16 protein-coding genes are annotated in these 17952 nt (G+C 66.1%); 11 read left to right on the forward strand and 5 right to left on the reverse strand.

What is annotated here, in order from left to right; genetic code table 11:
• Positions 1-239: 239 nt before the first annotated feature.
• Both folP and NGM06_RS09325 read left to right on the forward strand, forming a co-directional pair.
• A complete protein-coding gene (gene folP / locus NGM06_RS09320; protein WP_254266696.1) occupies positions 240-2684 on the forward strand; it encodes a dihydropteroate synthase in 2445 nt (814 codons plus the stop codon).
• A gap of 306 nt (positions 2685-2990) precedes the next feature.
• A complete protein-coding gene (locus NGM06_RS09325) occupies positions 2991-3965 on the forward strand; it encodes a hypothetical protein (protein ID WP_254266697.1) in 975 nt (324 codons plus the stop codon).
• Between the two features lie 39 nt (positions 3966-4004).
• Here NGM06_RS09325 and NGM06_RS09330 read toward each other — a convergent pair whose 3' ends face one another.
• From NGM06_RS09330 to NGM06_RS09340, 3 genes are all read right to left on the reverse strand, one after another.
• On the reverse strand, positions 4005-4796 hold the full coding sequence (locus NGM06_RS09330; protein WP_254266698.1) for a hypothetical protein: 792 nt from the start codon (positions 4794-4796) through the stop codon (positions 4005-4007).
• Between the two features lie 216 nt (positions 4797-5012).
• Positions 5013-6149: a glycosyltransferase gene (locus NGM06_RS09335; protein WP_254266699.1), complete on the reverse strand. Its 1137-nt coding sequence runs from the start codon at positions 6147-6149 to the stop codon at positions 5013-5015.
• A 222-nt stretch (positions 6150-6371) separates the two neighbouring features.
• Positions 6372-6935, reverse strand: a complete 564-nt coding sequence (locus NGM06_RS09340) for a DUF7344 domain-containing protein (protein ID WP_254266700.1) — start codon at positions 6933-6935, stop codon at positions 6372-6374.
• Positions 6936-8026: 1091 nt separating this feature from the next.
• Here NGM06_RS09340 and NGM06_RS09345 point away from each other — a divergent pair.
• From NGM06_RS09345 to NGM06_RS09365, 5 genes are all read left to right on the forward strand, one after another.
• On the forward strand, positions 8027-9832 hold the full coding sequence (locus NGM06_RS09345) for a S9 family peptidase (RefSeq protein ID WP_254266701.1): 1806 nt from the start codon (positions 8027-8029) through the stop codon (positions 9830-9832).
• 205 nt (positions 9833-10037) lie between these two features.
• Complete coding sequence (locus NGM06_RS09350; RefSeq protein ID WP_254266702.1) at positions 10038-10994, forward strand: ABC transporter ATP-binding protein; 957 nt, start codon at positions 10038-10040, stop codon at positions 10992-10994.
• The gene (locus NGM06_RS09355; RefSeq protein ID WP_254266703.1) at positions 10991-11824 is read left to right on the forward strand and encodes an ABC transporter permease; all 834 of its coding nucleotides are present in this window, start codon (positions 10991-10993) and stop codon (positions 11822-11824) included. Before NGM06_RS09350 ends, NGM06_RS09355 begins: the two co-directional genes overlap by 4 nt.
• Positions 11825-11861: 37 nt before the next feature.
• Positions 11862-12443, forward strand: a complete 582-nt coding sequence (locus NGM06_RS09360; RefSeq protein ID WP_254266704.1) for an NUDIX domain-containing protein — start codon at positions 11862-11864, stop codon at positions 12441-12443.
• 108 nt (positions 12444-12551) lie between these two features.
• Positions 12552-13016, forward strand: a complete 465-nt coding sequence (locus NGM06_RS09365; RefSeq protein WP_256567926.1) for a DoxX family protein — start codon at positions 12552-12554, stop codon at positions 13014-13016.
• A 73-nt stretch (positions 13017-13089) separates the two neighbouring features.
• On the opposite strand, the gene NGM06_RS09370 is transcribed toward NGM06_RS09365, so the two are convergent.
• Together NGM06_RS09370 and NGM06_RS09375 are read right to left on the reverse strand one after the other, a co-directional pair.
• The gene (locus NGM06_RS09370) at positions 13090-13356 is read right to left on the reverse strand and encodes a DUF7513 family protein (protein ID WP_254266705.1); all 267 of its coding nucleotides are present in this window, start codon (positions 13354-13356) and stop codon (positions 13090-13092) included.
• Positions 13353-14933: a Na+/H+ antiporter NhaC family protein gene (locus NGM06_RS09375; protein ID WP_254266706.1), complete on the reverse strand. Its 1581-nt coding sequence runs from the start codon at positions 14931-14933 to the stop codon at positions 13353-13355. Before NGM06_RS09375 ends, NGM06_RS09370 begins: the two co-directional genes overlap by 4 nt.
• A 106-nt stretch (positions 14934-15039) precedes the next feature.
• Here NGM06_RS09375 and NGM06_RS09380 point away from each other — a divergent pair, with 106 nt between their 5' ends.
• The 4 genes from NGM06_RS09380 (at position 15040) to NGM06_RS09395 (ending at position 17932) form a co-directional block, all read left to right on the forward strand.
• Positions 15040-16323 carry an amidohydrolase gene (locus NGM06_RS09380; protein ID WP_254266707.1) on the forward strand — a complete coding sequence of 428 codons (1284 nt, stop codon included), beginning with the start codon at positions 15040-15042 and terminating at the stop codon, positions 16321-16323.
• Positions 16324-16459: 136 nt separating this feature from the next.
• Positions 16460-16756, forward strand: a complete 297-nt coding sequence (gene ddfA, locus NGM06_RS09385) for a DdfA family disk-determining factor (protein ID WP_163522233.1) — start codon at positions 16460-16462, stop codon at positions 16754-16756.
• Between the two features lie 200 nt (positions 16757-16956).
• Positions 16957-17250 (forward strand): DUF5789 family protein, encoded by a 294-nt coding sequence (locus NGM06_RS09390; RefSeq protein WP_254266708.1) that lies wholly within the window; start codon positions 16957-16959, stop codon positions 17248-17250.
• A gap of 94 nt (positions 17251-17344) precedes the next feature.
• The gene (locus NGM06_RS09395) at positions 17345-17932 is read left to right on the forward strand and encodes a CPBP family intramembrane glutamic endopeptidase (RefSeq protein ID WP_368410477.1); all 588 of its coding nucleotides are present in this window, start codon (positions 17345-17347) and stop codon (positions 17930-17932) included.
• Positions 17933-17952: the final 20 nt, after the last annotated feature.

Raw genomic sequence — 17952 nt, forward strand, 5'->3', positions numbered from 1 at the left:
CGAAGCTAGCTACTGCTTGAGCCGAGGAGTACAGCGCCGCACCGAAACCGCACCGCGACCGCTCCGTGCCCGCACCGCGCCCCGAACCTCCCCGCGTGCGTCCGCGCTCGCACTGCGAGCGCAGACGCGGCGCATCCTGTGAACTGTGACACCGAGCGCGTCCCTCTCGACGGAGCGATTCGCCGACCCGGCGGTCCGGGTCCGACACTCTAAAGCGCGCCGCGTTTGTTCACGCAGATATGGACTACCACGAGGCGGCGAACTTCCTGTTCGACCTGCGTCGGTTCCGTCCCAAACCGGGGACGGAATCGACCGCGCAGTTGCTCGCCCACCTCGACGACCCTCACGAGGGGGTCGAGTACGTGCAGGTCGCCGGGTCGAACGGGAAGGGTTCGACCGCCCGGATGACCGAGCGCGCGCTCCGGGAGGCGGGTCTCGACGTGGGGCTGTACACCTCTCCGCACTTCGACGACGTGCGCGAGCGGATTCGGGTGAACGGTCGCAAGATTCCCAAGTCCGCGCTCGCGGCGTACGCCGATTCGGTTCGGGGGTACGTCACCGACCGGGCGGCCGACGGCGAGGCCCCGACCTTCTTCGAGGTGATGACCGGACTCGCGCTCTGGCACTTCGGCCGCGAGGATGTGGACGTCGCGGTGCTAGAGGTCGGCATCGGCGGCAAGTACGACGCCACCAGCGTCGTGAACCCGGTCGCCAGCGCGGTCACGAGCGTCACCCTCGAACACACCGGTATCATCGGCGAGACCATCGAGGAAATCGCCCGCGACAAGGCCCACGTCGCGCCCGCCGACGCGCCCCTCGTGACCGCGACGACCGGCGAAGCGCTCGACGCGGTGCGAGCGCAGGCGGGCGAAGTCCGCACCGTGGGAGAGACCGACGACGCGGACGTCCGCGTCGAGTACGGCGGGCGGACCAACCACACCGAGGCCGCCGTCTCGCTGGCCGGAGACGGGTGGAACGTCGAGACCGAAATCCCCCTGCTCGGCGAGTATCAGGCCCGGAACGCGGGCGTGGCCGCCGCGCTCGCCCGGCAGGTCACCGACCTGAGCGAGACGGAACTGGCCCGCGGCCTCCGGAAGGCCGACTGGCCCGGCCGGTTCGAGGTGATGGGTCGGGATCCCGTCGTCGTCCTCGACGGCGCGCACAACCCCGGCGCGTGCGAGGCGCTGGCCGAGACGCTGGCGGAGTTCGACGGCGAAATCGACGACTTCCACCTCGTCTTCGGCGCGATGCACGACAAGGACCTCCGGGGGATGGCCGAGGCCCTGCCGACCCCCGACCGCGTGGTCGCCTGCCAACCGAACCTCGACCGGGCGGAGGACGAGGCGGTCGTCGCCCGCGCCTTCGAGGAGTCCGGGGCCGACGAGGTGCTGACCCGAAACTCCGTCGAAGGCGCGCTGGAGAACGCGCTGGACGCCGCGAGCGAGGACGACCTCGTGCTGGTCGCGGGGTCGCTGTTCGCGGTCGCGGAGGCCCGGTCGCGGTGGACTCGCGCCGAGATTCCCAAGCGCATCCGGAATCTCGACGACGCCCGCGACGCCCTCGACGGCGCGGACGTGACCGACCCCGGCGTCTGGCGGATGCGCGGCAAGGCGGTCCACCGAGTGCTGAAGACCCGCGTGCAGGTCCGGCAGGCCCGCTACCTCAAGGAGGAGATGCTGAGCCTCGGCGGCGAGTGCGCCGTCTCGGGCGTCAACGAGCAGGACGAGGAGAACGTGGACGTGGTGCTGATGGGGACGCTGGCCCAGTTCAAGCGCCTCGCCGCGAAACTCGACGACCAACCGTACGGCCTGTCGGTGTTCGCCGACGAACTCCGGGAGGCGCTGGGCATCCGGACCGAGACCGAGCGCCGGGGCTACCCGTGGGAGGACGCCACCGCGGTCATGGGCATCCTGAACGTCACGCCCGACAGTTTCCACGACGGCGGCCGGTACGAGGCGGTCGAGGACGCGGTGGCCCGCGCCGAGCAGATGGTCGAGGCGGGCGTGGACATAATCGACGTGGGCGGCGAGAGCACGCGACCCGGCGCGGACGAGATTTCTGTAGAAGAGGAAATCGAGCGCGTCGTCCCGGTCATCGAACGCATCGCGGACCTCGACGCCGTGCTCTCCATCGACACCCGGAAGGCCGCGGTCGGCCGGGCCGCGCTGGAAGCGGGCGCAGACGTACTCAACGACGTGTCCGGACTGGAGGACCCCGAGATGCGCTTCGTGGCGGCCGAGTACGACGCGCCTCTCGTGGTGATGCACAGCATCGACGCCCCGGTCGTACCGGACAGGGACGTGGAGTACGACGACGTGGTCGAGGACGTCATCGACGAACTGGAGGAGCAAGTCCTGCTGGCCGAGAAGGCGGGTCTCGACCGCGAACAGATAATCGTGGACCCCGGTCTGGGCTTCGGCAAGTCGATGCGAGAGAACTTCGAGTTGCTCGGCCGGACCGACGAGTTCCACGCGCTGGAGTGTCCCGTCCTCGTCGGTCACTCCCACAAGTCGATGTTCGGACTTGTCGGCGCGGACGACGACCGGACCGCCGCGACGGTGGCCGGGACCGCTATCGCGGCGGAGCGCGGGGCCGACATCGTCCGGGTTCACGACGTCGAGGAGAACGTCGAGGCGGTTCGTGCGGTGGAAGCGGCCGATAAGCCAGAAGCGTTCGAGGAGTAACATCGAATCTCGCGAGCGAGCTGTATATTCAAAGGTTCTAAGTTTTGAAGCATAGTGTATGAGTCCATGAGCGCACGTTCAGTTGGAAGGATGACTATTCTGGTAGTTCTCGTCGCGTTGGCTGTCGTTTTCGGATTGGTTACCGGGACAGATGTCATTCGCCAACTCGGCAGTAGCGAGACCGGCATTGGTAACGTGGTCGATGGCGGGACCGAAAACGACACCCAACTAAAGGCCAGTATCACGGTCTGCGATGGGATACCCGACCGCGATTACGAACAGATAGTGCACCGAGTCGAGCGAATCATGGACAAGCGACTGCGACGGAACCTCACTATCTGTACCGTGGACTCCGGAGCGGCAATCGACACGACGCCGGACAGTGGCCGGTTCGCCCGCGTCGGATCGTCGGGACTCGAACTCTTGGGAGTCGACCCCTCGGCGAACGTGGCTGGTCGTTCGTCCCTCGGGTCCACTAGTTTTTCCCCCAGTGGCGGCCCGGTGACGATTCGGCTTGCGAACGAATCCGTCGTCGAGAACGTGTCGTGGCTCTCGTACGAAGCTCTCGTCGTCCACGAACTGAGCAGCGCCGTCTCACTGCCGGGAGCGGCGAACGGAACCGAAATAAGTCCACAAAGCGCGAACCGACGGTTGACGACCGACCGACTTCTCGCCCAGCAGGCGTTCGGCAACGGCGTCTCGTTGTACGTTGCAGACCGGTACGTTCGTCGGTACGGCGGCCACCTCAACGCATTGGCGCTCACGGACCGAGACCGAACGTGGAAGCGGCAGGTACTCCAGTCCGTGTACTATCACGGTTATCGGTACAGTCGTACCCGAAACATCACGACTTTCGAGCGTTCCGACCGAATCCACTCCACGTCCCGGATTCTTCACCCCGACCGCGAAGAGTCGCTGGCTGACACGCCAGCGCGACCTGACGTGCCCGACTCTTTCGACCACGCCCGGACCGACCGCATCGGCGAACTTTTCGTCCGTGAATTACTCCGAGCAAACGGAGTGGCCGAAAACCGCGCGGCAACTGCGACAGAAGGTTGGATTATTGATAGGATGGACTACTTCCGGAACGGGTCCACGACGCTTGTTACATGGCGCGTCACATGGGACGACCCCAAAGAGTTGTCTGCTTTTCTGGCGGCGTACGACCGAACTGCCGATTACACAGAAATCTCGTCGCTCCGCGTGGTCGACTGCCGCGACGAGCAACGCTATCTCGTCACCTCGGGTCGGACGATGACGCTCGCTCGTTGTTCGAGTTGACCGAACGTTTCACAAAATAGCAGCTATCGAGTGGCCGATTCAACAGCAGACAAGCGGGTCACAGCAATTGTCGATTGGCTCCTCGTAACAATCGAGGGACCCGTCTGCATACTGACAGCAGGTGCGCTTGTGTTTGACCTGCTTCGCTCCGCAGAACGTACAGCACGCACCCGGCGGGCAGGTGTAGCCGTCGCTCCCACAGATCTTCTGAATCGACACGTCGTCGTCGCTACCATCCGTCGATTGGGTGGAGATTGCCTTCTCGTTACTGGGGTCGATGACTGCGACAGTCTCACCGTCTCGGGTTCGTACCGTCGCGAAACTCCGGTCGAGTTGCGGTTGGACGTTGAGACGGACGACGGCATTCGGCGTCTTCCGGACTATCGAGATGTGTGCCGTGTACTCCCCGTCATGCTTGGAGGCAGTCACGTAGGTCCCTTCGTCCGGGTCACTCTCGGGAGGGGCCTTCTGGACGTTGACGGTATCGGACTCGAACGAACTTAGACTGACGGTTCCGAGGAAACTACTTCTCGCAACGCTATCGAGGAGTCCGTTTTCGTGTTCAGTCAATGCTGATTTCACGGCACTGGGTGTATCGTAACCGTCTATCGCCGCTTCGGTCTTCTTGTGCATCTCCGACTCCGTTCGGTCCGAAGCGGCGGCAGTACCGCCTAGTCCGAGCGCGCTCGCTAACGAGACACCGATTCCTTTCAAAAGCGGCCGCCGGTCCGACGAGGCGCTGCTCTCGTCTCTAAATACGTTGTGTCCGTCGTTGACTTCCTTCAACATCGAGCGTCGGTCGGTCTTCTGATCACCTTTGTCAGACATCATATTAACATAAATAAAATGCCTAAAAATAATTTTCTTATAATTTTATATATAATATTTTTACATAAAATGTGGCTCTTCGTATCCTTCAGAATTTCTCTCGGTATCGACACTGCCCGGTACTAACGGTAAACCAGAGAATCTATTTTGATTTTCGACCCGAAATTCGGGAGATTGCGGCCAGTGGCAGCTTCGGCATACAAAAGATTCGGCCACCACTCAGAGAACTACGACCAGCAACGCGACCAGCGCCACGACCAACACGACGCCGCCCGCCAGCGCCGCGGGTTCGACCCAACTCATCCGCTCTTCGGCCTCGTCGTAGGCGGTCAGGTACTTGTCGAGTATCTGCTCCTCGTCGTACTCGGCGAAGTTCTCGTTGAACTCCATCGGTTCCATCTCGCTCGCCGTGACGAGGGCGTCGGTGAGTTCCTGCTCGCTGGTCGTCCGGAACGCGCGGTTCTCCTGTTCGACCAGTTCGTGAGCGCTCGACTCGACGTGGTACTCCACGACGCCCGTACTACCGCAGGCCAGCGCCCGGAGCAGGTCGGTCGGGAACGCCTCCCGGCGAGCGGTCTGGACGTAGACCTGCGCGCCCTTGAACGCCGACAGTCGGTTCTCTAGCGGTTGGTCGCCCGCGAACGAGACGCGGTCCTCGATTCGCAGGTCCCGGACCTGTCGTTCGTACACGTCGCGCTCGGGACCGTCGCCGATGACGACGGCCGACCAGTCGTGGTCCCGGAGTTCCGCGAGCGCGAGCAACAGGCTCTCCAAGTTGGCGTCGGCGTCGAGGCGGCGGGAGTAGACGATGTCTGCGACCTCGCGCGGTTGGGCCGACCGGATGGCGTCGATGTCGATGCCGTTGGGGACGACCCAGACCGCGTCGCCGTCCGCGCCGAGTTCCCGGACGCGGGTCCGGACGGTCTCGGAGGGCGCGAGAACGAGTTCGGGGACGCTGGCGGCGAGTCGCCACAGCGGGTCGTCGGCGTCGCCCGCGTCGGGTGACTCGTACCAGTCCACCACGAGCGGCGCTCGGAGGACGATGCTGGCGGCCTTCGCGGCGAGAACGTGTGTCGGGTCGGCGGCGGTGGCCTGAATCACGTCCGGGTCGATGGCCCGGAGTGCGGCCGGGAGCGAGACGGCGAACCGACCGTCGCCGGGCGACTTCGCGGTGACCGCCCGGTAGGTCACGCCGTCCTGCTCGAACGAGTCGTGGTCGCCGTCCCACCACTGCGCACAACAGATGAACACGTCGTGACCCCGGCCAGCGAGCGCCTCGGCGGTGCGTCGGATTCGTCGCGTTACCCCCGTCTCACGGTGTTGGGCCACCGTCTCCGAGACGAACGCGACGCGCATACGAACCGCCACGAAGCGGCCCACTAAAAACCCTCCTTTCTCGTCTCGCGGTGCGCTCCGCTGGTTCTACGCTCGTTTTCGACGCGGACTCGGAAGCGTCCCGGTTCCCGCGGGACGCGGTAGCCTGTCCGTGGCGTGGCCGGTACCGAAAGTGTGGGGGTTCGGACGAGGACTCGCTTGCGGGACGAGGACGGAGACCTCTGAGAAAAGTACGCACCCGTCTCAGTCGTTGACTTCGAGGATGAAGTCCGGCGCGGCGTTGTCCGCGCGCCGTCGCCAGCGTCGCAGGTCGTGGGTGTGGAACAGCGCCGTCGCGCCGAACACCGAGATGACCAGCAGGGCGTACTCGACCCCCGAGAGCAGTGAGAAGGGGTACAACCCGGCCCAGACCGAGGCCAAGAGGACCAGACTCAGCGCGGCGAGACCGAGGTACACTCGGTGCCACGGAAGCGACGTTTGCGGGTCGCTGGCCAGTTTCATGTCGAGGTTCGCGGCCTTGTCGGTGGTGTGGACCAGACTCCGGTCGGCGTCGTACCGGAGGACGCCCGCCGACTGTAACTTCGGCAGGTGGGTCTGATGGAGCGCGCTGTACACCGACTTGCGCTGGCCGGTCGATACCTCCGATACCGTCGTGTCGTTCTCCCACGCTGCGACCTGTTCGGCGAGTTCGCCGAGTTCGACCGGCCCCCCGTACCGCTGGAGATAGTAGAGAACGTAGCGACGGCGCAGGTTCTTGACGGCGTCGAAGACCTCCTCCCGGGATGTTCGTGAACTTTCGGTGGCCATCACTGCGGAAAACGGAGGATAGAAACGCGCATAAACCGATTCGACTGTTTACGCGCTCGCCCGAATCGTTCAACTGTTCAACCGAAAGTTGTGCGGACGGGTCCAGAAGAAACTGGCCGTTCCGGGTCGGCCGTCGGATTCGAACCCGCTGCCGAGACCCCGATTGACAACCCGCCGAGGGGTCCGTTCGGGCCACCGACCGGACCTCCGGACGCGCGGACCGTGACGTACCGCCGACACCCCGCCCTCGGGGAACCGTCCGTTACCGCGGTTCCATTGGTTGTTTCGAGCGTTCGGAGCGAGCGGTCCCCGTCCGACGGTCGTGTATCGACCGGTCGCGCGCACGTCGAACAGCCACGGAATTCGCTCGCGTACGCCTCGAAGCCCCAACGAAACCGGTTGTCCGAGTCGGTCGCGAGGGGTGTTCCCGTCTCCGTTTCCACGGTCGCGTCGCTCCGCGTTCGCGTCGCCGCGCACGCCGTCCGACCTCCCGTCGCCGACGGTCTCGGTCGTCGTCTCGCGCCCGCTCTTCTCGTCCGGTTCGTCGCACCTACGCCCTCGCTATCGACGTTGTCGTCCGGTCGGAGGTTCCGCCGGACTCCGTGGTAGTCGCTCGGTCGGCCTCTCCTCCGTGGTAGTCTCCTCGGTCGTGGTCGTCACCTGCTCGGTCGTCGTCGATTGTTCGACCGGTTCGGTCGCCGTTCCGCCCGGACAACCACGCCCGACGGGAGAGGCGGCACCCGAGTCGTTGCCGCCCGCGTCGCTCCGCGGCGCGCCGACCAGCAGGTCGCTCGCGCCGTCGGCGTCGAGTCCTACGGTTCCAGCGGGCGACCCGTCCTGCGGAGCGAGCGCGTCGCCGAGTCCGATTCGTCTCTCGGTCGGCGTTCGTGGATGTTGGATTTTGTTAATCGGCGGATGAACCGTCGTAACCGACTGTTTCCGAGAGGGGATAGTCGCCCCAGAACATCGGGTGGGGAGTCGGGCAGAGAGGGAACTGACGCGTTGGCAGCGCGTGGTATCGGTTTTCGGGCCGCAGGTCGCCGACCGCCGGAGTCCAAAGCGATTTGGCGGTCGGTTCGTAACCACGACCCATGCAAACGTACGACTTCGAGCGCTATCTCAACGTGCGGAGCGCGAACACGCCGTCGTTCGGCCCGGACGGCGAACGACTCTCCTTCCTGATGGACACGACGGGCGTCCCGCAGGTGTGGCGACTCGACGCGCCCCGCGAGTGGCCCCGGCAACTCACCTTCGAGGAGGAGGCCGTCAGTTTCGCGTCGTGGTCGCCCGAGCGCGACGAACTGATATTCGGCATGGACCAAGGCGGCGACGAGCGAACCCAGCTATTCCGCCTCGACGGCGACGGCGAGACCATCACGCCGCTGACCGACGTGCCCGACGCCATCCACTACTGGGGCGGGTGGAACTCCGACGGGTCGCGGTTCGCGTTCTCGTCGAACCGCCGGGACGAATCGGTGTTCGACGTGTACGTGCAGGGTCGCGACGAGCGCGGCGACGACGCCGAGATGGTCTACGAGGGCGACGGCTGGCTCTCGGCGGTCGGGTGGAGTCCCGACGACGAGTCGCTCGCCGTCCTCGAATCCCACTCCAGTTTCGACCAGGACCTGTACGTCCTCGACGTGGAGACCGGGGACCGCGACCACCTCACGCCCCACGAGGGCAACGTGCGTTACGGGTCGGTCAACTGGAGTCCCGACGGCGACGCGCTGTATCTCACTACCGACGAGGGGGCCGACACCACGTACTTCGCTAGACTCGACCTCGAAACCGGAGCCGTCGAAACCGTCGCGGAGGGCGGCGATTGGAACGTCGATAGCGTCACCGTGGACGAGGACACCGGCCGGTTCGTCTTCGGGCGAAACGTCGACGGGTACACCGAACTGACGGTCGGCGAACTCACGGGCGAGACAGAGTACCGGGAGTTCCCGACGCCGGACCTGCCGTCCTGCGTCGCGGGCGGTCCGTCGTTCGACGACGAGGCCGAGCGGTTCGCGCTCACCGTCACCGCGAGTACCGGGAACACCAACGTCCACGTCGTGGACGTCGAGACGGGCGAGACCGAGCGGTGGACCGACGCGGCCACCGCCGGACTCCCGAAGTCGTCGTTCGTCGAACCCGAACTGGTCCGGTACGAGACGTTCGACGGCAGGGAGATTCCGGCCTTCTTCTCGGTCCCGAACGACGCGGAGGACGGCGCGACGCCCGTCATCGTGGACATCCACGGCGGTCCCGAGAGCCAGCGCCGACCCTCGTTCCACCCCGTCAAGCAGTACTTCCTGAACCGGGGCTACGCCTACTTCGAACCGAACGTCCGCGGGTCGGCGGGGTACGGCAAGGCGTACACCCATCTGGACGACGTGGAGAAGCGGATGGACTCGGTCGCGGACATCGAGGCGGGCGTCCAGTGGCTCCGCGACAGGCCCGAAATCGACCCCGACCGAGTCGTCGCCATGGGCGGGTCCTACGGCGGGTTCATGGTGCTGGCGGCGCTCACCGAGTACCCCGACCTCTGGGCGGCGGGCGTGGACATCGTGGGCATCGCCAACTTCGTGACGTTCCTCGAGAACACGGGCGACTGGCGGCGCGAACACCGCGAGGCCGAGTACGGATCGCTCGAAGACGACCGCGAGTTCCTCGAGTCCATCAGTCCGAGCAACAAGGCCGAGAACATCGCGGCACCGCTGATGGTCCTCCACGGCGCGAACGACCCCCGCGTTCCGGTCGGCGAGGCCGAGCAGATAGCCGACGTGGTCGCCGAGCAGGGAGTCCCCGTCGAGAAACTCATCTTCGACGACGAGGGCCACGGCTTCTCGAAACTGGAGAACCGCATCGAGGCCTACACCAGCGTCGCCGAGTTCCTCGACGAACACGTCTGAGCGGCCGGTCGCCCTGCGAGGAGGGGTCTTTCAAACGCGAGCGCGGTTGCTGGTTCTGCGAATCTGCGGGGGTGTTTATCCCAATCGCGGTCCATCGTCTTCCCGTGCCACCGACGAGCGACGCGTCGTCACGCGCTCGACGCCGCGACGCGGCAGTGCCGAGAACCGAGCGGCGATAGGCGACGAACCACACGACAGTCAACCCATGTCTGCAATCGACACTCACGACCTGACGAAGCGATTCGGTGACGACGTACTCGCCGTCGATTCGCTCGACCTGACGGTCGAGACCGGGGAGATTTTCGGCTTCCTCGGTCCCAACGGCGCGGGCAAATCGACGACCATCAACGTGCTGCTGGACTTCATCCGACCGACGGAGGGGTCGGCCGAAGTGCTGGGCCACGACGCCCAGCGCGAGACCCAAGCCATCCGCGAGCGCGTCGGCGTCCTCCCCGAGGGCGCGACGCTCTACGACCGACTGACCGGCCGGGAACACGTCGCGTGGGTCGCCGAGACCAAGGACGCCGACGCCGACCCGGACGCGATTCTCGACCGCGTCGGACTCGACCGCCAGGACCGCAAGCGACGGGCGGGCGGCTACTCGAAGGGGATGAGCCAGCGCCTCGCGCTCGGGATGGCGCTCGTGGGCGAACCCGACCTCCTGATTCTGGACGAACCGTCGTCGGGCCTCGACCCCAACGGGATTCAGGAGATGCGCGACCTGCTCCGCGAGGAGGCCGAGCGCGGGACGACCGTCTTCTTCTCCAGTCACATCCTGCCGCAGGTCGAAGCCATCTGCGACCGCGTCGGCATCATGAGCGACGGCCGACTCGTCGCCGAGGACACCATCGCCGGTCTCCGCGAGGGCGCGGGCGGGACCAGTCAGATTACGGCCACGGTGGACCGCGTGCCCGCGGACCTCGACCTCGGCGCGCTCGCGGGCGTCGAACGGTGGAGCGCGGACGGCAACGCCGTCACCGCGGTCTGTTCTGACCCCGGTGCGAAGATAGACGTGCTCAAGCGCGTCGACGAGGCGGCGACGATACTCGACATCCAGTCGGCGGAGGCGTCGCTCGAAGACCTGTTCAACCGGTACACCGACGCCGACCCCGGCGACGCGACCGGCGGCGAGACCGACGACTCCCCGGAGGTGGCGGTGTGAGCCTCCGTGCCGTGGTCCGCAAGGACCTCAAAGACGTTCGCAGAGCGAAGTTACTCTGGTTCGTCGGGGGTATCTACACCCTGTTCGCCGTGCTGTTCTTCTACACCGGGAGCACGGGCGAGAACCCCCGCGTCCTCCTGCAACTCTGGAACATGTCGGGACTCGCGGTGCTGTTCATCCCGCTGGTCGCGCTCGTGGCGGCGTACCTCTCCATCGCCGGGGAGCGCGAGTCGGGGAGCATCAAGTTCCTGCTCTCGATTCCGAACCGCCGCAGGGACGTGGTGTTCGGCAAGTACCTCTCGCGAGCGACCGTGGTCACCGCGGCCATCCTGCTGGCGTTCGGGGTCGCCGCGGTGCTGTCGGCGGTGTGGTACCCCGACCTCGAACTCCCGACGTTCGCCCGCGTGGTCGGCCTGACCCTCTACTTCACGCTGGCGTACGTCTCGGTCGCGGTCGGCATCTCGGCGCTGACGGCCTCCCGGTCGCGGGCGATGGCCGGGTCCATCGGCTACTTCTTCGTGTTCAACGTCCTCTGGATTCAGGGGTCGGCGTTCTCGGTCGTGGGCGCCCTCCGATTCGTGTTCGAGGACACGCTGGGCGTCGCGCTCTCGTCGAACACCGAGTCGCTCGTCCGGAGTCTGAGTCCGACGACCGCCTACCTCCAGTCGCTCGAACTCGCGTTTCCCCCGGGGTACCGGGACATCCCGGCCCCGGACCCCTCGACGCCGTTCTACCTCGAACCCGAGTTCATGCTCCTCGTCCTCGCGGTCTGGGTGGTCGGTCCGCTGCTAGGGGGCTACTGGCGCTTCCAGCGCGCCGAACTCGGATAGCGAAGTCTCCTTCTGCTCGGCGGTCGAAGCCTCGGTCGTGACCGTAACCGAGCGCTCGCGCCGCCGGGTCGAATCGGCGCTCGACCGCCTCCGACGCGAGTACGACGCGGTAGAGGTGGTCGAGAAGACGTGGAAGCAGCCGCCCGACGCCTACGACCGCGTCCGCGAGCGCTTCGAGGCCGGGACGCTCGGCGGGGCGGGCATCTGGACCACCGACGACGATGGCCGGGTGCTGCTGGTGCGCCACGAAGGCGAGTCGTCGTGGAGCGACCCCGGAGGCAAACAGGAACCGGGCGAACGCCTCGAAGACGCCGCCCGGCGGGAGACCCGCGAGGAGACCGGCGTCGAGGCCGAGATTACGGGGGTCCGGCAGGTTCACCGCATCGAGGTCCGGAGCGTCGAGAGCGAGCGCGCGGACGACGGGGCGGAACAGCGAGCGAACGCGCGACCGGACCGACCGCCCGTCCACCGCCTCATCGTCGTCTTCGACGGCGAGTACGTCTCGGGCGGGGTCCGACCCCGCGAGGGCGAAATCGCCGAAGCACGATGGTGGGGAGAGCGCCCGGAAGAGTTACTGTACCCGGAACTGGCCGAGTTTCCGATTCCCGCGGCGGAGTGACAGGGGGCGTCTTCCCGCGCTGGAGTGACGGCCGTTCGGCGGGAGTCGGCGTATCGGGCGGCGAGGATGGCGAACAGACGTAAGTCGCTCGCCGCGGTACGTCCGTCCATGTCTCTACTCGGAGACGACTCGACAGAGAGCGTCGCAGAAACCGTGCAGGAGACCAGAGAGGTCGTGCAGGAAGAGGCCCCTCCGAAGACCGGGTCCACGTCGTTCAAACTCGCACGCCTGCTGTTCGGCGGCGTGCTGGCGTTCATGGCGGTGGACAACTTCCGGAATCTGGAGGAGACGGTCGGGTACGCCGAGAGCAAAGGCGCGCCGATGGCCGAGACGACCGTCCCGGCGATTACCGGGAGTCTGCTGTTCGGTGGTCTCGGCATCGCGCTGTGGAAGCTCCCGCGACTCGCCGCCGGAGCGGTCGCCACCTTCTTCGTGGGCATAACGCCGGTCATGCACGACTTCTGGACGATTGACGACGAGGAACAGAAGCAACAGCAGATGATTCACTTCCTCAAGAACCTCGCGCTGCTCGGCGGCGCGCTGGCGTTCCTCCGAGTCGGCGAGGACGATTAGCGAGTCGGCGGTCGAGAAACGGAGTTACGTCGGCTCTCGAACCGGTACGGGAAAAAGGTGGTCCGCGACCGACTCAGAACGACGACCGGCCGACCGTCTCCAGATACGTCGCCGTCCCGTGGTGGTCGTTGTCGTCGAACTCGTCCACGCGGAGTCTGACGCGGGTGTCGAGCGCGTCTCCGGGCGCGCCTTCGACCCGGAGAATCGTATCGCCGATGCGCGCCACGGGCGCGTCGCCGTCGTGGCCCGTCACGAACGCCGAAATCTCCTCGCCCGGTTCGAACGAGGGCTTGTTCGTCCGGAAGCCCCACCCGGCGAAGTACTTCTCGCGGAGGCTCATACGCGAGCCACCTCCTCGGACTCGCGGTCGGTGGTGTACTCCAGTCCGAACCCGGTCAGCGCCGAGACGATGAACACCGCGAACAGGAACCAACCGTGGAAGACGAACGGCCAGACTTCCGCGGGGTTGACCACGAGTTCGCGGGTGAACCACTCGAAGTTCTCGGACCCGACCAGCGACTGTATCTGGACGTAGCCCACGAGGACGCCGCCCGCCCACGGGAAGATGTAACCGAGCGCGGAGGTGTTGGCGTCGAGGATGTTCGCGCGGCGGTAGCCGTTGATGTTGAACCGCTCGCCGATGCGAGCGACGTACGGCGCGATGGCGATTTCCGCGGCGGTGTTGATGGTGATCATCGCGTTGACCGACGCCGTGCCCAGCACCATCGTGGTCTCGGCACGCCGGACGTTCGTGGCGACTCGTGCGAGGAGGAACTCCTGAATCGCGGCGAAGCCGCCGCCCCGAATCATGATGCGCGCTCCGGCCACGATGAGCAGCGTGAGCACGATGAGCGGGAAGAAGCCCTGTGCGCCCGTGTAGATGCTCCCACCGATACCGACCTGGTCGGACCCGGCCGGAACCGTCGTCACGAAGGGGAGCCACGAGAGCGACTGGGCCGCGGCGACGTTCTCGGGCGCTCGGAACACTATCATCTCGGCGACCGACGCGAGGTCGAACGCGACGTTGGCGATAGCCGCGACGATGATGCCCCACGAGATGGCCTCCACGATGTGTCGGCCCCGAACCGCGGTGAAGATGACGATACCGATGGAGACGAGGTGAATCAGGCCGAGCGGGTTGGCCTGCTCGCCCAGCACGTTAGCAGCGCCCGCGACGTTGACGGTCGGCATCACCGACCCCGCGACGAGGTAGCTGACGAACGCGAGGCTCGCGGCGACGAGGGCGTACTTGAACCGCGAGGCCACCACGCCGCCGATATCGCTGTCCTGCGTGACGGCGCTCACGATGGTCGTGTCGGAGACCGGCGCGAGGTTGTCACCGAACACCGCGCCCGACAGGATAGCCCCGAACAGCAGGACGGGGTTCGCACCCACGAGGACCCCCGCGGGGAAGAACAGGCCGGAGAACGCGATGGTGGTCCCGTAGCCCGTCCCGATACCCGTCGCGAGCAGGGCCGCGAGGATGAACGTGACGGCGGGGAACAGCGCCGGTCCGACCGACAGCGCGTCGGCGGCCCACACGAGACCGCCGACGAACTGGCCGTCCTGAATCGTCTGCGCGAACATGCCCGCCCAGAGCCACGCCACGATGGCCGTCGCGGCCACGCGCTGGGTCATCCCCTCGAAGATGGTGTTGGCGTAGTTCTTCCAGTCGCCCTTGGCGAGGAACATCCCCACGATGAGCGAGACCAGCATCCCGGCGACGAGTCCGGTCGTGTCGCTGATCCGAAGGAGTCCTGTCTGGAAGATGGCCCACCCGATGAACAGCGCGATGGGGACGGCGCTGGCGGCCGGTCCGCCGTAGAACTCTATTCGCGGCCCGCTACGGGCCTCTCTGGCGTCTTCCAACTCTTCTTCGACGGATTCTTCCGGTGGGTCGTCTCCCTTGTCTACCATACTCTATCTCGACTCTTGAGCACAGGTATTAAGAAGTCACGCAATGGCACGGACGTAGTTTGCCGACCCTCCAGCACTTATGGTCCCCGCGTTCCTCCGACTGCACATGAGCCAACAGGCCGAACGCGACCGACTGGTCGAGATTCGACGCGACCTCCACCGGCACCCCGAACCGGCGTGGCGGGAGTTCTACACGACGGCCCGAATCGTCGAGGAACTCGAACGCATCGGCGTAGACGACGTGTACGTCGGCCCGGACGCCATCGCGGAGGACGAGCGCATGGCGGTCCCGGACGACGACGAACTCGACGAGTGGTACGAGCAGGCCCGCGAGGCGGGCGCGGACCCCGAGACGCTGGCGAAACTCGACGGCGGGTACACCGGCGCGGTCGCGGTCCTCGAACGCGGCGAGGGACCGACCGTCGGTCTCCGCGTGGACATCGACGGTCTGCTGCGCGCCGAATCGACCGACGACGACCACGTCCCCGTCGCCGACGGGTTCCGGTCGGAACACGACGGCGCGATGCACGCCTGCGGTCACGACGCCCACGCGACCATCGGACTCGGCGTCCTCGAAGCGGTGAAAGACAGCGACTTCGAGGGCACCCTCAAGGTGTTCTTCCAACCCGGCGAGGAGATGATAGCGGGCGGGAAGTCGATGGCCGAGAGCGACCACCTCGCCGACGTGGACTACCTGCTGGCGGCCCACGTCGGACTCGACCACCCGACCGGCGAAATCGTCGCGGGTCTCGACGGGTTCCTCGCTGTGAGCCACTTCCGGGCCGAGTTCGAGGGCGTTCCGGCCCACGCGGGCGGCGAACCCAACGCGGGCGAGAACGCGGTGCAGGCGATGGCGACGGCGGTCCAGAACCTCTACGCCATCCCGCGCCACGAGGACGGTGCGACCCGGGTCAACGCCGGACAGGTCGGCGGCGGCACCGCGACCAACATCATCCCCGAAGAGGCGTACATCGAGGGCGAGGTCCGCGGCGAGACGACCGAACTCAAAGACTACATGAAAGAACGCGCCCAGCGCGTCCTCGAATCCGCGGCCGAGATGCACGGCTGTGAGGTCGACGTCACGACCAACGGCGAGGCCCCGAGCGCCGAGAGCGACGACGAACTCGTCGGCATCGTCGCCGACGTGGCGGGCGGGACCGGTGGCGTCGAGAACGTGGTCGAGCGCGACGAACTCGGCGGGAGCGAGGACGCGACCTACTTGATGCGCGCAGTCCAGCGCAACGGTGGCAAGGCGGCCTACGTCGGCGTCGGCACCGACCACCCCGGCGGCCACCACACCGCGACGTTCGACGTGGACGAGGAGTCGATTCCGGTGGGCATCGACGTACTTGCGGGAGCGATTCGGGACATCGCGTCGAAGCGGCCCTGAGCGAAGCGGTTCGGTCGCGACGACGACCCGGAGAAAACCTATGCATAAATCAACAAGCTCAATTTGATACGGAGATTTTTTATATAGTGCTGCGCCAACGTTGGGGTATCCCTGACCGGATGGAGGAAGACGATAGATGAGTGAGAATATTACCGAGAACCCGAACGAGGCCCCTGCTATCACCGAGAATACCACCTACGACCGAGACGAACCACTCAGCGCGGCCGTCATCGACGCCGTCGCCGAGGCCGCCGACGTGGACCCCGCGGAACTCGGAACGCCCCTTTACGACCAAATCGACCCGGACGCGCTCGACAATCTCTTTAGCGACAGACACAACGGAATGCCCCGCGGAAGCGGACACGTCGTATTCACGCTTCTCGACTACGAGGTGACGGTCTACAGTGACGGCCACATCGTCGTCCGCGAGTGACCGCCTTCCAGTAGACGCGCGTGCGGTGGACGACACCGCCTGTAACGTTGCGCGATACCGACGATGAGGTACCCGTCGGCTCTCGGTTGTCCGTCGTCCCGCGACCGCGTACGGTGAACGCGATTCCTCGGTCGGACCTGCTTCTGCGGCGAAAAGGTCGTTCCGAAAGCTCTAATCCCGAGGGATTCGAATCCCGCCGTATGGCCGACGACAACGAGGAAGAAGCAGAGCCTGCCGTCGAACTCGGTGACGGCGAACCCGTCGAGGGCGCGCCGCTCGTGCGTATCGCCTCGCGACTCCACTGGCCGGTGCAGAAGAGCGAGATTCTCCGCAAGGAGAGCGAGGAAACGACCGTCCGGACCCCCGACGGTCCCCAAGAACTGGGCGACCTGCTGGAGCAGGTGGACGAGACCTACTTCCAGAGCCGTCAGGAGTTCCTCGAACTGGTTCGCGACGTGACGGGCACCGGCCCGATTCCGACGGCCGACGAGTAGCGTGTCGGTCGCGCGGTCGGTCCGCCGGGGCGTCGCCCGGTCGAGTTGGGTCCAGCGCGCGCTCCTCGCAGGCGCAGTCCTCACCGTAGCGTGGATGGCGTGGGACGTGCGCGGACTGCACGAGCGACTCGTTCGGGACACCGTCGTCTACATCCTCGCGCCCCTCGCGCTGGCGGTCCGACACGGCCGCCACCTCGGGTACCGCATCGACCGGACCGCGATTCGCAACACCGTCCTGCTCTCGCTCTTCGTCCTCCCGTTCTACGTCGTCGGGTCGTCGCTGCCGACGATTCGGGCGTACTACCCGATGTGGGAGACCAGTCCCGCGCTCGGGCGGTTTCTCCCGCACGCGCTGATGCAGTTCGTCATCGCGCTGGCCGCCGAGACGTACTACCGGGGCCTGCTCTGCGTCGGCGTGCGCGAAATCGGGTTCAAGAGCGTCTTCATCAGTCCGGTCGTCTACGCGTTCCACCACATGTACAAGCCGCCGGTCGAACTCATGCTGTCGGGACCGACCGACGTGCTGTTCGGGGCGGTCGATTACAAGAGCAACTCGATACTCCCGTCGGTGGTCGCCCACGGCATCGGACTGGCGCTGCTGGACTGGTTGGTTCTCCACCCGCCGCTGCTGTCGCCCGAACGGGTCGTCCGCTGGTTCTCGTGGCTCCCGGTTCCGATTTGACTTCCGGGCCTCCGTCCCGT

This window comes from Halorussus aquaticus (assembly GCF_024218795.1).
Classification (GTDB): Archaea; Halobacteriota; Halobacteria; order Halobacteriales; family Haladaptataceae; genus Halorussus; species Halorussus aquaticus.

Coding starts and splice junctions, on each gene's coding strand:
- folP (WP_254266696.1), top strand. CDS start 240: ATGGACTACCACGAGGCGGCGAACTTCCTGTTCGACCTGCGTCGGTTC.
- NGM06_RS09325 (WP_254266697.1), top strand. CDS start 2,991: ATGGACAAGCGACTGCGACGGAACCTCACTATCTGTACCGTGGACTCC.
- NGM06_RS09330 (WP_254266698.1), bottom strand. CDS start 4,796: ATGATGTCTGACAAAGGTGATCAGAAGACCGACCGACGCTCGATGTTG.
- NGM06_RS09335 (WP_254266699.1), bottom strand. CDS start 6,149: ATGCGCGTCGCGTTCGTCTCGGAGACGGTGGCCCAACACCGTGAGACG.
- NGM06_RS09340 (WP_254266700.1), bottom strand. CDS start 6,935: ATGGCCACCGAAAGTTCACGAACATCCCGGGAGGAGGTCTTCGACGCC.
- NGM06_RS09345 (WP_254266701.1), top strand. CDS start 8,027: ATGCAAACGTACGACTTCGAGCGCTATCTCAACGTGCGGAGCGCGAAC.
- NGM06_RS09350 (WP_254266702.1), top strand. CDS start 10,038: ATGTCTGCAATCGACACTCACGACCTGACGAAGCGATTCGGTGACGAC.
- NGM06_RS09365 (WP_256567926.1), top strand. CDS start 12,552: ATGTCTCTACTCGGAGACGACTCGACAGAGAGCGTCGCAGAAACCGTG.
- NGM06_RS09370 (WP_254266705.1), bottom strand. CDS start 13,356: ATGAGCCTCCGCGAGAAGTACTTCGCCGGGTGGGGCTTCCGGACGAAC.
- NGM06_RS09375 (WP_254266706.1), bottom strand. CDS start 14,933: ATGGTAGACAAGGGAGACGACCCACCGGAAGAATCCGTCGAAGAAGAG.
- NGM06_RS09380 (WP_254266707.1), top strand. CDS start 15,040: ATGAGCCAACAGGCCGAACGCGACCGACTGGTCGAGATTCGACGCGAC.
- ddfA (WP_163522233.1), top strand. CDS start 16,460: ATGAGTGAGAATATTACCGAGAACCCGAACGAGGCCCCTGCTATCACC.
- NGM06_RS09390 (WP_254266708.1), top strand. CDS start 16,957: ATGGCCGACGACAACGAGGAAGAAGCAGAGCCTGCCGTCGAACTCGGT.
- NGM06_RS09395 (WP_368410477.1), top strand. CDS start 17,345: ATGGCGTGGGACGTGCGCGGACTGCACGAGCGACTCGTTCGGGACACC.